Genomic DNA, 13,767 nt, shown 5'->3' with positions numbered 1-13,767 from the left:
ACGCGCCTGACCGTCCTATTACCGTCAATTCGCCAGATAGTCAGATAAATCCGGGTCGAGGCACGCGTGGCGTTATAGCCCGAGAGCCTTGCGCAGCATGTTGAGAGCAACCAGCGTCAGGAAGATGGCAAAAACCCGTTTCAACGGCTTGGGGTCCATTGAATGCGCCAAACGCACACCGATTGGCGCCGTGATCAATGTCATTGCAATCACCACCACAAAAGCAGGAAAATTCACCGCCCCAACAGTCAGCGGCGGACGCTGTGCAGGATCGATCGGCAGCATCAGAAACCCGATGACCGAAGGCACAGCGATAATTACGCCAAACCCAGCTGCGGTTGCGACGGCACGGTGAATGGGTGTGTTAAAAAGGCTCATCAACGGTACACCGAAACTGCCGCCACCGATTCCCATCAGCACCGAGAGAAATCCCACAAGCGGCGAGGTAACGGCCCGGCCAATCCCCTTGGGCATCGACTGCCCCAGCCGCCAGTCGGAACGGCCCAAGCCCATGTAGCCCCCAATCACCAAAGCCAGGACACCAAATATTCCCTGCAAAGTACCCGAGCGCAAAGACGCTGCCGTTAGCATACCGACCACCGCACCGATGGCGATCCCCGGAGCCCACCCTTTCAGAATTTCCCAATCTACTGCCCCCTTGCGATTGTGGCTCAGCACCGACCGGACCGAAGTCACGATGATCGTTGCCAGCGACGTCGCCAGACACATCTGCATCAGTTGCGGGCCGTCATATCCAAGGGTCTGAAATGCGTAAAAGAAGGCCGGCACCAGAATAATGCCACCGCCAACCCCGAGAAGCCCTGCAAGAACACCGGCAAAACCGCCAATCGCCATCAGCATGACGAGCATCATCAAAAGCAAAGACGTATCAGGCATACCGGACCTCCATTTCGGGTATCGCGCGCCGTTAGACACTGGTTCCGCGACCACTTCAATGCAAAACCTGTCTCAGGCTGCGCACTGCACTTGGGCCAGCGCCTCCTCGACCAGACCCCGCCCCGCGCCAGGTTTATGCGCTCCTTCTGACAGAATACGCCGCCATTGCCGCGCACCCGGACGGCCTGCAAACAGCCCCAGCATATGCCGCGTCACCTGAGCCAGTTTGCCGCCGGCACTCAGATGCGCCTCGATATAAGGCAGCATTTGCAGCACTGCCTGCACTGGATCACTGACACTGCCGGTCCCGAAAACCTCGGCATCGGCAGCGCACAGGATATCAGCGGGCTGGTGATAGGCCGCGCGCCCGATCATCACCCCATCAAGCCCGTCCGCCAGAAACGCTTTGGCTTGGGACAGCGACGTGATGCCACCATTCACCGACAGGTGCAGATCGGGAAAATCCCGCTTCATGCGCCGCACCAGATCGTAATCGAGCGGTGGGATATCGCGGTTCTCCTTCGGGCTCAGGCCCTGCAGCCACGCCTTGCGGGCATGGATGGCAAACCGTTTGCAGCCTGCCGCACTGACCTTGGTCAGGAAATCCGGCAGTATGTCTCTGGGGATCTGGTCATCAACGCCAATACGGCATTTCACAGTCACTTCGACCGAAACCGCATCCTGCATCGCTCCGACGCATTCGGCCACCAGATCGGGCGACTTCATCAACACCGCACCAAACGTTCCCGATTGCACGCGATCCGAAGGGCAACCGACATTAAGGTTAATCTCGTCGTAGCCCGCCTCGGCGCCGAGTTTCGCCGCCTGCGCCAGTTCCGCCGGATCGGACCCGCCCAACTGCAAGGCAACCGGGTGTTCTGCGGGATTGAACTTCAGCAAATGCAGCGCCCCGCCCCGCACCAATGCCGGCGAGGTCACCATTTCGGTATAAAGCAGGGTTTCGCGGCTTAATAGCCGATGCAAATATCGACAATGACGGTCGGTCCAATCCATCATCGGGGCGACGGAGAGGCGCGCTGCGCGGACCACGTCGGCTTTCCCTTGTTTTATCGGGTTGTCCTGGGCAGCCATCGTTTCCGTTTCCTTCTATTTTAGGCCCGTTTGCCCCTGTTTTCACCCCAAGTGCAACAATTTGTTGTGCTGAAACCAGCAGTAACCTGCAAAAGGTCAACAGCTCATATTTACAAACGTCTGTTTGATTTCAAAGGCTTTGTTGAAGGCATGGATGCTCGCTCTTTCTGAGATGCCTTCAACAAACATCCGTATGGCACATTGCGATGCCGTCTGGAGCGGGCATTCATGCCGTTAGCAAAGCCGCAGCGAGGCGTTGGCTGAGGATAGCCCAATACAACCGGAGTCTAGCATGCGCGGCATCGGATCTTGACTGTCCTTCCCGTTATTGTCTCCTACGCAGAGACGATTTGTGCTATGTTTTTTTTGAGGATGGTCCAGCAGGAGAATGCCACTTTGCCGTTGAATTCACCCCGTCTGGCCCTTGTCGTCAGTCTCATCGTCGCAGTGTCCGTGGCGCGACCAATTCAGGCGGCCACAGAAACGCCAAAGTTTCCAGCTTGGCTGCAAAGCCATGTCGGCACAAGTGAAGGCAAGATCGCCCCGGTAGTCCTGCAGAGGGCACGCGCGCTGTACCAGCGAAAGCTGAGCGAAGGATCGGTCACTAATCCCTGTTATCTGGCCATGGATGCGACCCGCCCAAGCTCCGGACGCGACGGGAAACCGGGACGCCGGTTCTACATCATCTGCGAGACAGCGAAATCGTTCCGCGCGGTGTCCTCGGGCTACGGCAACGGACGAAAATTGCGGCGTGCGGACTTCTCGAACGGGCGACAATGCGCGAAGAACTTCAGCAACGCAGAGGGGTCTAAGCTGACCATGGGCGGACCCTATGTGACCGCCGAGACGCGGACGTCTTTCAAAGGTTATTTCCGCCAGTCGGGCAAGAGGGAACCCCTCCATCGCACCTTTCTGCTTTTTGACGGGGAGGGCGAAACGGCGAACGCCAGAGAGCGGGCCATCGGCGGGCATCAGGCCGCTTTCGTGAAATGGCAGTGCCGCTTCAAGGATCAGGAAAATCCCCATGCAGACAAGGACGGCTATGTTCCTTACGGACGGTTGGTGAACTACACCGCCGGGCGCAGCAACGGCTGCACAACATGGTCGGAATCCGCCTCCGAGGAGATCCTTGCGCTGGTGGAGGGCAATCCGACGACTCTCTACATCTATCCCGAAGGCCGCGACATCGACGCGGTTGCAACGGCGGTAAAGAGAGGCAAGTCGCTGGCGCGTACCGGTCTCTACTGGAACGCGGCCTGTCTGAAGGCGATCCGTACTCCCAAATTCTGGCCCAAGAAAAACCTACAGCCGATCATCAATGAATGGCGGCAGTCCCTGCCGAAACAGCCGCCGCTGGAATTGCCGATCTGCAAATGAGGGGAAATTGGGGGATACGAGTACGGTACCGCGTCACATCTCAGCTCTGATCACCTTCTCACAAACGCTGTTCGCAGAAAGATTTTTTCACGGGATGATGTTCCACCTATTTGCTCATTCTCCATCAGATGCCAAGTTTTTCAACGCAATCGGGCGCTCGCGATTTTGGGATACCACCCCAAAATCGACCGGAAGCGATCGGGGCTTGAAAATGGTTGCAAACATTGCCTGAGGCTATCGCAAAGTTCGGCGGGAAGAGCCTTATTGAGTTAATGTGACGACGCCCTTTGAAGATATCTTTCCAACCGCGCCTCCTTGATCGAGTCCAACACATTTCGCACCTCTGCTTCGCTGGAAACAAGACAAAGGGCGGTAGATAGTCCGTCGGCCACGGCGGCGCTGGACGCACTGATTGTGATCTCTGTTGGGGGCGGCACCGCACCTTCGGGGGAAAGGATATGGCCCTGTTGCCCGTCCTCGTCCATCACTGTTCCAAAGGTAGCGGAACTGGCCAACGCCCTGTCGCGCCAAAGGCGCGCCCGATCCTCGCCGCGCAGGGTGACAGGCCAGCCCTCACGGCCCTGTCCAGCCCCCATAGCGACGATTTCGCCGGTGTCGATCAGCACGTCTTTGACACCCCGCGTCGCCAGAAGCACCGCAACCTTGTCCGCGATGAAGCCCTGCGCGATGCCGTTCAGCGTGAGCGCCTGACCAGGGGCAAGCGTGATCTGAGCGGTATCGATTCCGACACGGTCGAAGCCGACAAGCGCGCGGGTGGCCTTGACCTGTGCTGCTTGCGGGCTTCGTCCCGCAGCCGATGCTTCGGCCAGCAACCGCCAAAGCGGCTGAACGGTCGGATCGAACAGCCCGCCGGTTACTTCGTGTATCCGGCGCACGAGTGTCAGGCATTCGAGCATCTCGAAAGATGGTGCCTCAAGTCGTCCGGTCCGGTTCAGTCGGATGACTTCGCTGTCGGAGCGATACAAGCTGAATATCTGCTCCAGCCGCGCGATCTCGGCCCGCGCGGCGGCGATTATGGCCTCGGCTTCCGGGTGATCCAGCACGATCTGCGCTTTCGCGCCCAGTGCCACACCCTGCCAGCGATACGCAAAGGCCGGCGCGGTGGTAGCGGTCAGGCAAGCGGCGGATACAAAGCTCAGAAAACGGCGTCGCTTCATCTGCATGGACTTCACTCCTTATTGCCCAAGTGCCTTCAGGCGGGCGTTGATATCTTCTGAATCAGTTGCGGATTTAGCCTCTGGCGTTTTCCCGCCAAGCACGTCCTCGGCGCGGATATCCGCGTAGGCCAGCACCCAACCGCCATGATCGTGGGCAAACGCTTCGGCAGCCATTAGATCGGAGAACGGCACGAATTCGGCCGCTCCCATGCCTCCCACCGCGTTGGACCCAGCAACATAAAGCGCGTCCTCTGCCCGGATCCAGTCACCCGGCGCTGCCCAATCTGCATTCGTCATGTCCTGCACATAGGCCACTTTCACGGCGTGGCTTTGTTCGGGCATGTGAAGATAGGCAATGACGTCGCGCACCTGGCTGAAAAAGATCGGCGCTGGCATCCCATCCAGATGCGCCTGCCCTTTCGGCCCGTCATGTTCGACAAGCTCCATCTGGCAATAATAGCCCAGAGCCTCTTTGGATATGTCGATCGGGGCAGGCAGGGTCGCGAGATCATCCTTGCAGGCGGCCAAAGCGAGAAGAGAGAAGAAAAACAGTCGTCTCATGGGACCACCTTTTGGAAAGACAGTCTGGCCAGCAGCGCAGCCGCCAACGGCCAGATCACGATCGCGGCGAGCGGTTTCCAAACCGCGATGGAGGATGCAGCGCCCGACAGCCCCGATGCGGCATCCACCGCGCCGGAGGCCGCGAGGTTGAAAATGCGGAAGGCATCGGCCGGATTCAGCACCAGCGCCCAAGGGAAAATATCGGTGGTGAACGATCCGCCGTCATCCGCCACGATGGCCGCGAGCAACCCAAGATCATACAACACGATCGCCACCAGCCAGAGGCCGATCGCCATGGCCGCCGCCCCCGATGGCCGACGTGCAAGACAGGACATGGCGTGGCCCAGCGACAAGAAAACCGCCCCGAGAAGGACCGAGGTCCAGACCAGCCGCCAAAGCGCAGGCAGCCCTTGCGCCGCCTCGACACCGCCGCTTGCAAAGGCAACAACAGCAGCGACGGTATAGCCAGCAAACACCGCGATAGCGACGACGCCAAGTTGCGCGACAAGCTTTCCAAGCAGCAGTTCGGTCCGCGCCAACGGATATGTCAGGCTCAATGCCAGGGTGCCGCGCTCGTTCTCCCCCGCGATGGCGTCGAAGGAAATAAGCAGCGCAATCAGCGGGACAAGATAAACCGCGAGAGAAATCAGGCTGGCGACCGTGACCGACAATGGATCGACGGCCATTTGCCCGGCCGGGGCCGATCCGGCGGCGGAAAGCACCAGCGAAAAGAGCATCATCATCGCCACCGACACGATTACCCAACGGTTGCGCCGGGCGACGGTGAATTCAAGGCTGGCAGTGGCAAGGATACGGACGAACATCACGCGGCCCTCCCGCTGATATGAGAATACAGATCGTCGAGCGTGGCGGCGTGAATATCAAAATCCTCGATCAGAAAACGATGCGCTGCAATGCGTTCCAGTACGGTCAGCTTTTCAAACGGCGCGCAGGTCAGCATCACGCGCCGGTCGACCTGCCGGCCGTCCGGGAAAGCGGTTATCAACGCCGCCTCCTGCCCCGGCTGCGGGGTGATCTGGACCGTCAGGGGAAGCGCCGCCTCGGCGCGCAAATCCGCGAGCGTGCCCGCAGCCACCTGCCGCCCCTGCGACAGGATCACCATGCGATCGGTGCGGGCCTCCAGTTCTGACAGCGCGTGGGACGACAGCAAAATGGCCGTACCGTTCGCCGCCAGATCATCGAGCAACGCATAGAATTCGCGCCGCGACACCGGGTCCAGCCCCGAGGTCGGTTCGTCAAGGATCATCAAGCGCGGCCCACCGATCAGCGCCTGAGCCAGCCCAACCCGCTGCCGCATTCCCTTGGAATATGTGCCGATACGTCTCCCCGCGGCGTCCCCCAGCCCCACCTTTTCAAGTAGTTCATCAGCCAGCCGTACTGGCTGCCCCCGCAGGCGCAGATAATAGCGCATCTGCTCGCGCCCGGTGATCGCCGGATGAAACGCCGCATTCTCCGGCAGGTAAGCCGTCAACGCCCGCGCCACAGTCGACCCCGGCGCATGACCTGCGATCGCCGCCGTACCGGCGTCCGGATAGATCAGCCCAAGCACCAGCTTCATCAGCGTCGACTTCCCGGCCCCGTTATGCCCCAGAAGCGCAACACGCTCGCCTGCGGCTACCGAAAGCGTCACTTCGTCCAGCACCCGGCTCTCACCATATGTCTTAGTGAGCTTCGAGAGGGTCAGTATCGTCATAGCTCTCTCCTTGGGCCCAAAGCGGGATCGCCTGGGCCATGCGTTCAATTGTGTCGGGGATCGCCCGCACCGGTGCGGTGGTCAGCGGATGGCTGTCCACCACCCCGCCGGTGCGCGCCGCGGGGAATTGCGATTGGCTCCAACGGACAAGCTGCACGGCGGGACTGCCGAGCAACAGCTTGGCGGCGGGTTGGGACCACAGGATATGGTCCATCAAATCGTTGGGGCGATAGGCGCTATCGGCGCGAGCATCGCCATCGAGGTCAAAGGCGGGATGATCCGACCAATAGTTGCCACGTCCCTCATGGCTCCATTCCACATCGCTGGTACCGACGTATTTGACCTGCGTCCGGTTGCCGACGAACGCGTTGCCGGTGATCGTGTTGCGTTCGGACCCGGCTGTGAAATGCACCCCTATTTCACAGCCCACGAAGCTGTTCTCTGCGATGATATTCCGGTGCGAATTATAGACGAAGGCGCATTTTTCGGTCCCACCAGTCACGAAGTTGGCGAAGATGTCGGATTGGTTGGTATAGTTCAGCATCACGCCATGATCTCGATCGTTGATCGAAATATTGTTCCTGGCCACGATCCGATCAGAATACATCAGCGCGAACCCGAGGTGATTTCCGATCGAGATATTGTCTTCGATCACGCTGTCGTTCGTGTACATGTAGTGGACCGCGAAACGCAGGTCGCGAAACAGGTTGCCGCGAAACACATTGCGTTTGGACACGTTCGAAAAGATTCCGTCGCGCCCGTACTGCACCTCGTTTCCGATCACTTCGGCACCCGGTGCATTCCAAACGTAAATCCCGTTCCCCCGGTCGTTCATCCGGGCCAGGCGCAGGCCCTCGATCCGGTTATTTTTGACAACAGCATCGCGTGCGCCGTGAATGTCGATACCGACAAGGTTATTTGTCAAAACGTTGTCCAGAACACGCGCGCCGCGCGCCTTCCGGGTCAGCTTGACGCCCGCGTCGATGGGTTCGTGCACCCGGCCTGATCCGGTCAGGTGCAGCCCGCGTACCGTAACGTTTGGCGCATCCACCAGAACAACGGACCCCGCACCTTTAGCGTCGATGACAGCGCCGGTCTGCCCGGTCAGCGTCAGCGTCTTACCGATCATCACCGGGCCGTCGTAACGGCCCGGTGACAGGATGATTTCGTCCCCCTTCCCTACCGCGGCAAGCGCCGCGGCAAGTGCGCCTTCGCCCGGAGCTATGGTCACACGTTCGGCAACCGCCGGGACAGCGATCAGCACAAGCGCCGCGAAAAAGGGAACGATACGGATCATGCGCCGGTCGGCTCCACTAGCATACGGCCGCGCATTTCCATGTGCAGCGCGTGGCAGAACCACTGGCAGTAATACCAGTAGACACCTGGTTTCGACGCGGTGAAAGTGACCGACGCGGTCGCCTGCGGCCCGACCTCCATTGCGACCCCGTGGTTATTCAGCGTGAAGCCGTGGGTCAGGTCGTCGATTTCATCGAGGTTGGTGACGTAGACCGTGACCTCATCGCCTTGCTTCACCGTGAACTTTTCCAGTGAAAACTGCGGGGCCTGACTGGACATGTAGACCCGCACCTTGTTGCCGTCACGGATCACGCTGTCCTGCCAGTCATCAAGGTCAATGCCGTCGGCTTCGGCCTGTTCCCGCGCGTCGGCCCACATCGGGTCATTGCGGTCCCAAATCGATTTCGGGTTCACCACTGAGCGATGCACGAGGATCGAATCGTGCGGTTCGGCAAAGGTTGGCCCGTCGTGGATCAGTGTCATGTCGCTCCCGTCGATCGCGAACAACTGTTCGTTCTCCGGCTTCAGCGGACCAACATTCAGGAAGCGGTCTTTCGAGAACTTGTTCATCGAAAGATACCACTTGCCGTCCGCTTCCAGCGTTTCGCCCATGGTGGTCGAATTGTGGCCCGGCTGATAATGGACGTCTTGTTTGTTCAGGATCGGGTCCACGCTTTCACCGTTATAGGCACGCACGGCTTTTTCGATGTTCCACATCACCACCTGGCTGTCGAGGAACAGCGTGGTAAAGGCGTTGCCCTTGCCGTCGTAGCAGGTGTGAAGAGGCCCGAGGCCCAGTTCCGGTTCGGCCACAACGACCGAGCGAGGATCGAGACTATCGTCTTCGAAAAGCGCATCGAACTTGCGCACATCGAGCACCGAAACGGTGGGCGACAGTTTCCCGGCCACACAAAGGTGGATTTTGTCGGGTGCCATGTTGATGCCGTGCGGGCTGTTCGGGATCGGCACGTAACGGGTATAGTTCTTGTTCGACCCCTTGCGCCCGTCGATCACCGGCACGCCGTTCAGTTCGGTAAAGTCGCCGCTCTCGATCGCCTTTTCGATCTCCTTGATGTTGAAGATCACGACGTGATCCATTTCGGCTTCCATCATTTCGGCAAGGTTCATCCCCATTTCCGAGTTGTAGGAAGTCGAGAAGGCGTATTTGCCATCATAGTCGGCGTCCGTGTTGTCGAGATTGCCGGAGACCATCACCTGCCACGCCACCGTCATTTCGTCGGCATTGATCGCGGTGTAGAAGTTCACGTATTTATCGGGTTCGTCCAGCACCGAGCCGTCGTTGACCATCGGCACTTCGTCCTCGCCATTGGCGAAGACATAGTTGGTGCGTGGCCATTTTTGCGGACGCAGACCGTGGATCGCCTTGGCGTTCGGGATGTCGATGATCTTGTCGGCCTTCATTACGTCACAGCGCACCCGCGCGACACGGGTGTTGGCCTTGTCGTTCATGAACAGGTAGCGACCGTCGTATTTGCCTTCGGTAAATGACATGTGGACGTGATGAAGGTCACCGTTGTCGTGGACCTTCTTGCCTTGTGCCGCCAGATATTTCTTGGTTTCCGGCAGCATATCCTGGGTCAGGATCTTCAGGCTTTCGTTGGTCTGGCCCCAACCCGTGGCAGAACAGCGGTTGAACACAGGTACGCGCATCAGTTCGCGCATGGACGGCACACCGAGAATACGCATCTCGCCGGACTGGCCCGAAGACCAGAAACCGTAATATTCGTCCAATTCACCCGGTGCGGGGCTGGCATGCCAGGTCTGAGCCAGTGCCGCGCCTGGCGTGGTCGCTGCGGTCACGGCAGCCGCGCCGCCAAGCAGGCCGAGCCGCGCTCCACCCGCCCCCATCAGGGCCGCGCCGGTCGCTGTCGCGCCCATGAAACCGCGGCGATTAATGCCTTTTTTCTCAGTTTTTGACATCTCTGTCTCCTCTTAGTTTTTCTGAATATTGGGATGATTTTCGATCCCTTCCCTCGGCTTGAGGAAAGCGGTCGGGTCGGAACTCGCGCCCTTGCGTTTCATTTTCTTGATGACGACAGGGCATTTGGTTTTGGACTGGTAGAGCACCTGACAATGCATGCAGTTGAGGCATTCATTGGGGTTGATTTCACCGGTCGGATGGATCGCCTGCACCATGCATTCGTTGGCACATACCTGGCAGGGCGAACCGCATTCGCGGTACCGCTTGAGCCAATCGAACATGCGCAGACGGGCCGGAATGGCAAGCGCCGCGCCCAGCGGGCAGAGGTAACGGCAATAGAACCGCTCTACGAACAGCCCGGCGATCAGAAGCGCTGCGACATAGGCCACGAACGGCCACGCCCGCACGAAATTGAGCACGATGGCGGTCTTGAACGGCTCGACTTCGGCAAGATGTTCGGCCTGTTCGATCGAGGCGAGCGAAACGCCGAAAAGGCCGAGGAAGATCATGTACTTGATTGGCCACAGGCGTTCATGCAGCCCCCAGGGCAGGGTGATCTGCGGCACGCGCAATGCACGGGCGATGTGATTGGTCAGTTCCTGCAACGCGCCGAATGGGCACAGCCAACCGCAATAGGCCCCCCTGCCCCAGAACAGCAGCGCCGTCGCCACCGAGAACCACAGGATGAAGGTCAACGGGTCGAGCAGGAATGCCTGCCAGCTGAAATCGGTGGTCAACGCGCCGAACAGCGCCATCAGGTTCACCACCGAAAGCTGCGCATTGGCATACCAGCCGAGGAAGACCAGAGTGACCGTCAGGAAGCTGTAGCGGAACAGTTTCACCGCGCGATCCGAGCGGGTCAGCTGCATCTGGAAGAAGAAGGCGAGCGTCAGCACCGCCAGCATTGTCGACAACACGACGATCTCCAGCGTCTTGTCTTGCCAGATCTTTTTCCATAGCGCCTGCTGCGCGGCCTGTTCGCTCTGATCTGCATCGGTTGCCAGCGCCGTTTCGACCGGTGCTACCACCGGACGCAGGAAGCTTTGCGGCAGCTGATAGCCCAGATCGAACGTCGTGAAGACCTTTTCGATCGCGGCGACTTCGCGCTGCACCAGAAGCTGAAGCCGGAACGGTTTGGTCGGATCGAAGCCGCTATCCGCAGGGATCTTGAACAGATCGCGTTCGGTGAACTCCGGTGCGTCGCCCAGGGGTATCACCCCCATGCGGCGGTGGCCCCGGTCCCGAAAACGTACCGACACGTCCCCCTGAATTAACACGATCCGGTCAAAAATCCCGCCACGCACATACCCGGACCCCTTGAAGGAATAAAGCCCGCGACCCGCGACCGCTATCGCGTGTTCGCCTGGTTCCAGCCAGTCCTCAAGATTGCCGTAATCCGCCTCGCCCAGAACGGCGCGGCCAATAGACGGCACCGATACGAGCGCCATCTGCATGTCGATGAAATTCGTCTCGGGCGGGTCGGTCAGTGCACGCGCAGCAGCGCGCGGATCGTCCATCGCTTCGAACGCGGCGTTGATTTGACCAACATCCAGCGACAGGCTGCGCACCGTGCCGTCGCCTTCCATCGCCATCCAGCTATCCGGCGTCTCGGCTTTCTCGTTAATCTGGTATTTCGGCCCGGTCTCCACCTTGGCCTGGAGCCCGCCAAGACCCAAGGCACGGGCGACCTTCAGCCCCGAGCGGATGATCGAATCGTCGATCACCATGATCGTCACGGTCGCGCCGGAAATGATTTCCAGCTCATGGCCCGACCCGCCCGCTGCGGCCTCTTCCACCAGTGACAGTCCACGGAAATCGGTCGCCATTTTCTTGATCTTGCTGTCTGGAATCCCGATCAGGACGATGGGTTCGGAATGCTTAACCAGATCGACCCCAAGGATAACCGCATCATCGTCCACCGCGACCATCGTGTGGATCGGTTTGCCGGAATAACCGGTCGTGCCGACAAAATCCGAGGTAATGAAAACGTAACCGATCTTCTCTCCGCCGGACAGAAGCGGTGAGACCGGTACGTCCTTGCGGATCGGACCGAACGCATCAGCGCCTTCGACCAGCGCGCCGGGTTCGATTTCAGGAAGATACTGTGCCAGTACGCTCTGGCCGGTCTGGGCCGACGCCGGGCTGGCGAAACCAATGACAAGGGCCAGAAAGGCCCATATCCAGTTTCGGCTTGGTAGAAACCGCCACAAGGCGGCAAGGCTGAAAACCTGCATGATCACATAACTTTCTGGTTTGGGGGACCGCGGGACGGGGACTCGATCTCGCGCAGCGCGCGTGGCGCAGCTGTCGGCAGAATCCAGGCCATACTGACGAAGCCTTCGGGCCGTGCGCTGATAACAGGGCCTGTCAGGTCCACGATGGGAACCAGTCCGCAATCATTACAATGTGCACAATCCTTGATCGGGCTTTCGACCGGGTTGCCGTTTCGATCCAGAGTGATCGTTTCAGCCTGCCCGCCCGCGCCACAGATCACGATGGTCTGATTTTCTGCGTTTGAAAGCACATGAGCGGTGCGCGCATACCCCCCGTAGGATGCGGCGATCACGAGTGTCGTCGTCAGCAGGACCATCAGAACAAGATTGAATACGCATTTCATAAGCGCATTAATGATGCCAGTCCGCTTTTCGCGTCTTTGACATGGATCAAGCGAGAGTCGTTCCGAGGCGGATTAAGTGACTGGAATACGTATACTAATTTATGAATACCTCTTTTGCTCTACTGATCGTTTTGGGACGATCGATGCCCGGGGCGCCGCCTGCGCACATGGCTGCAACCAGGATGTTCTCCCTCCCTCGCCATATGAACTTCACTCTCATCAGTCTGGAAGACGCCCCTCCGCGCTCGCGTCTTCACATTTCCAGACCGGCCGCGCGGACCGATTCCAGAATCAGCGCAAACGGCTGCAACGCGGCCGGCTCAACACGGTCGGCATCGCGGACGACGGTAAGAACGATCAGCGGATTTATTTCGTGTGGAGCAGGGTTCCCGTCGAGCGCTTTCTACTTATGCCCTTTCGCTGCCTGGCCACCCATCGCGTGATATCGACCGTGGATATTTGCTTTGCTTTGTAGATGCCACTGCAATAATAAGCGGATCAAATACCAAATCAGGACCGCAACCTTGCGTCTCACCACCTTTACCGACTACGGCCTGCGCGTTCTCATGCGTATGGCAGGCGAGCCTGACAGGCCCTTCACCACAGCCGAACTGGCCTCTGAATTCCGAATCTCACGCAATCACTTGGCCAAGGTCATCTCGGCCCTTGCGGCAGGCGGATATCTCGAAACCCGCCGTGGCGGCGGTGGTGGTGCTCAACTGGCCCGCCCGCCCGCGCAGATCCGGCTGGGCGATGTGGTGGCCCTGCTCAAGGAAGATCAGGCGCTGGTGGAGTGTTTCCTGCCGGACGGCAATGCCTGCACCCTGACACCGCGCTGTCGACTGAAAGCGCGGCTCGCGCATGCCGAGGCCGCCTTTGTCGCCGATCTCAATCAAAGCACTTTGGCCGATTGCATCTATCGACCAGCCGAGTCCTGATACGTGGCTTTTTTGATGTGATCGCCCCCTCCAACGGCATCGATGTGCCAAGGCAGGTCTGCAATGATCCACAACGCACGACGGTCACATCATCGTAAACTGTAGTGTGCCGTTGAAACCATTGAACGAATCTGCCCGGTATTGCCCGGAACATC

12 protein-coding genes are annotated in these 13,767 nt (G+C 59.3%); 2 read left to right on the top strand and 10 right to left on the bottom strand.

The window, feature by feature from the left end; genetic code table 11:
* Window positions 1-72: 72 nt before the first annotated feature.
* A complete protein-coding gene (locus tag VOI23_RS10315) occupies window positions 73-897 on the bottom strand; it encodes a sulfite exporter TauE/SafE family protein (RefSeq protein ID WP_323784693.1) in 825 nt (274 codons plus the stop codon).
* Between the two features lie 72 nt (window positions 898-969).
* Complete coding sequence (gene dusA / locus VOI23_RS10310; protein ID WP_323784691.1) at window positions 970-1,989, bottom strand: tRNA dihydrouridine(20/20a) synthase DusA; 1,020 nt, start codon at window positions 1,987-1,989, stop codon at window positions 970-972.
* A gap of 357 nt (window positions 1,990-2,346) precedes the next feature.
* Between dusA and VOI23_RS10305 the strand changes: the two genes are divergently transcribed.
* A complete protein-coding gene (locus tag VOI23_RS10305; protein WP_323784690.1) occupies window positions 2,347-3,366 on the top strand; it encodes a hypothetical protein in 1,020 nt (339 codons plus the stop codon).
* Window positions 3,367-3,635: 269 nt separating this feature from the next.
* Here VOI23_RS10305 and VOI23_RS10300 read toward each other — a convergent pair whose 3' ends face one another.
* Genes VOI23_RS10300 through VOI23_RS10265 form a run of 8 tightly spaced genes read right to left on the bottom strand, consistent with a single transcriptional unit; the run spans window position 3,636 to window position 12,674 of the window.
* Window positions 3,636-4,550: an FAD:protein FMN transferase gene (locus VOI23_RS10300; RefSeq protein WP_323784689.1), complete on the bottom strand. Its 915-nt coding sequence runs from the start codon at window positions 4,548-4,550 to the stop codon at window positions 3,636-3,638.
* Window positions 4,551-4,562: 12 nt separating this feature from the next.
* Window positions 4,563-5,105 carry a nitrous oxide reductase accessory protein NosL gene (locus VOI23_RS10295; RefSeq protein WP_323784687.1) on the bottom strand — a complete coding sequence of 181 codons (543 nt, stop codon included), beginning with the start codon at window positions 5,103-5,105 and terminating at the stop codon, window positions 4,563-4,565.
* The gene (locus tag VOI23_RS10290; RefSeq protein ID WP_323784685.1) at window positions 5,102-5,929 is read right to left on the bottom strand and encodes an ABC transporter permease; all 828 of its coding nucleotides are present in this window, start codon (window positions 5,927-5,929) and stop codon (window positions 5,102-5,104) included. The genes VOI23_RS10295 and VOI23_RS10290 overlap by 4 nt, the downstream gene beginning before the upstream one ends.
* Window positions 5,929-6,819, bottom strand: coding sequence for an ABC transporter ATP-binding protein (locus VOI23_RS10285; RefSeq protein ID WP_323784683.1), 891 nt, complete (start codon window positions 6,817-6,819; stop codon window positions 5,929-5,931). Before VOI23_RS10285 ends, VOI23_RS10290 begins: the two co-directional genes overlap by 1 nt.
* Window positions 6,788-8,116: a nitrous oxide reductase family maturation protein NosD gene (locus tag VOI23_RS10280; protein ID WP_323784681.1), complete on the bottom strand. Its 1,329-nt coding sequence runs from the start codon at window positions 8,114-8,116 to the stop codon at window positions 6,788-6,790. Before VOI23_RS10280 ends, VOI23_RS10285 begins: the two co-directional genes overlap by 32 nt.
* Window positions 8,113-10,056 (bottom strand): TAT-dependent nitrous-oxide reductase, encoded by a 1,944-nt coding sequence (gene nosZ / locus VOI23_RS10275; protein ID WP_323784680.1) that lies wholly within the window; start codon window positions 10,054-10,056, stop codon window positions 8,113-8,115. The genes VOI23_RS10280 and nosZ overlap by 4 nt, the downstream gene beginning before the upstream one ends.
* Before the next feature lie 12 nt (window positions 10,057-10,068).
* Window positions 10,069-12,291 carry a 4Fe-4S binding protein gene (locus VOI23_RS10270; RefSeq protein WP_323784678.1) on the bottom strand — a complete coding sequence of 741 codons (2,223 nt, stop codon included), beginning with the start codon at window positions 12,289-12,291 and terminating at the stop codon, window positions 10,069-10,071.
* Window positions 12,292-12,293: 2 nt separating this feature from the next.
* A complete protein-coding gene (locus VOI23_RS10265) occupies window positions 12,294-12,674 on the bottom strand; it encodes a hypothetical protein (RefSeq protein WP_323784677.1) in 381 nt (126 codons plus the stop codon).
* A gap of 524 nt (window positions 12,675-13,198) precedes the next feature.
* Here VOI23_RS10265 and VOI23_RS10260 point away from each other — a divergent pair.
* The gene (locus VOI23_RS10260) at window positions 13,199-13,612 is read left to right on the top strand and encodes an Rrf2 family transcriptional regulator (RefSeq protein ID WP_323784675.1); all 414 of its coding nucleotides are present in this window, start codon (window positions 13,199-13,201) and stop codon (window positions 13,610-13,612) included.
* Window positions 13,613-13,767: the final 155 nt, after the last annotated feature.

Source organism: Thalassovita sp. (genome assembly GCF_034670005.1).
Classification (GTDB): Bacteria; Pseudomonadota; Alphaproteobacteria; order Rhodobacterales; family Rhodobacteraceae; genus Thalassobius.
The sequence above is the reverse complement of the archived record's forward strand: the minus strand, read 5'-3'. Positions and strand labels throughout refer to the sequence as shown.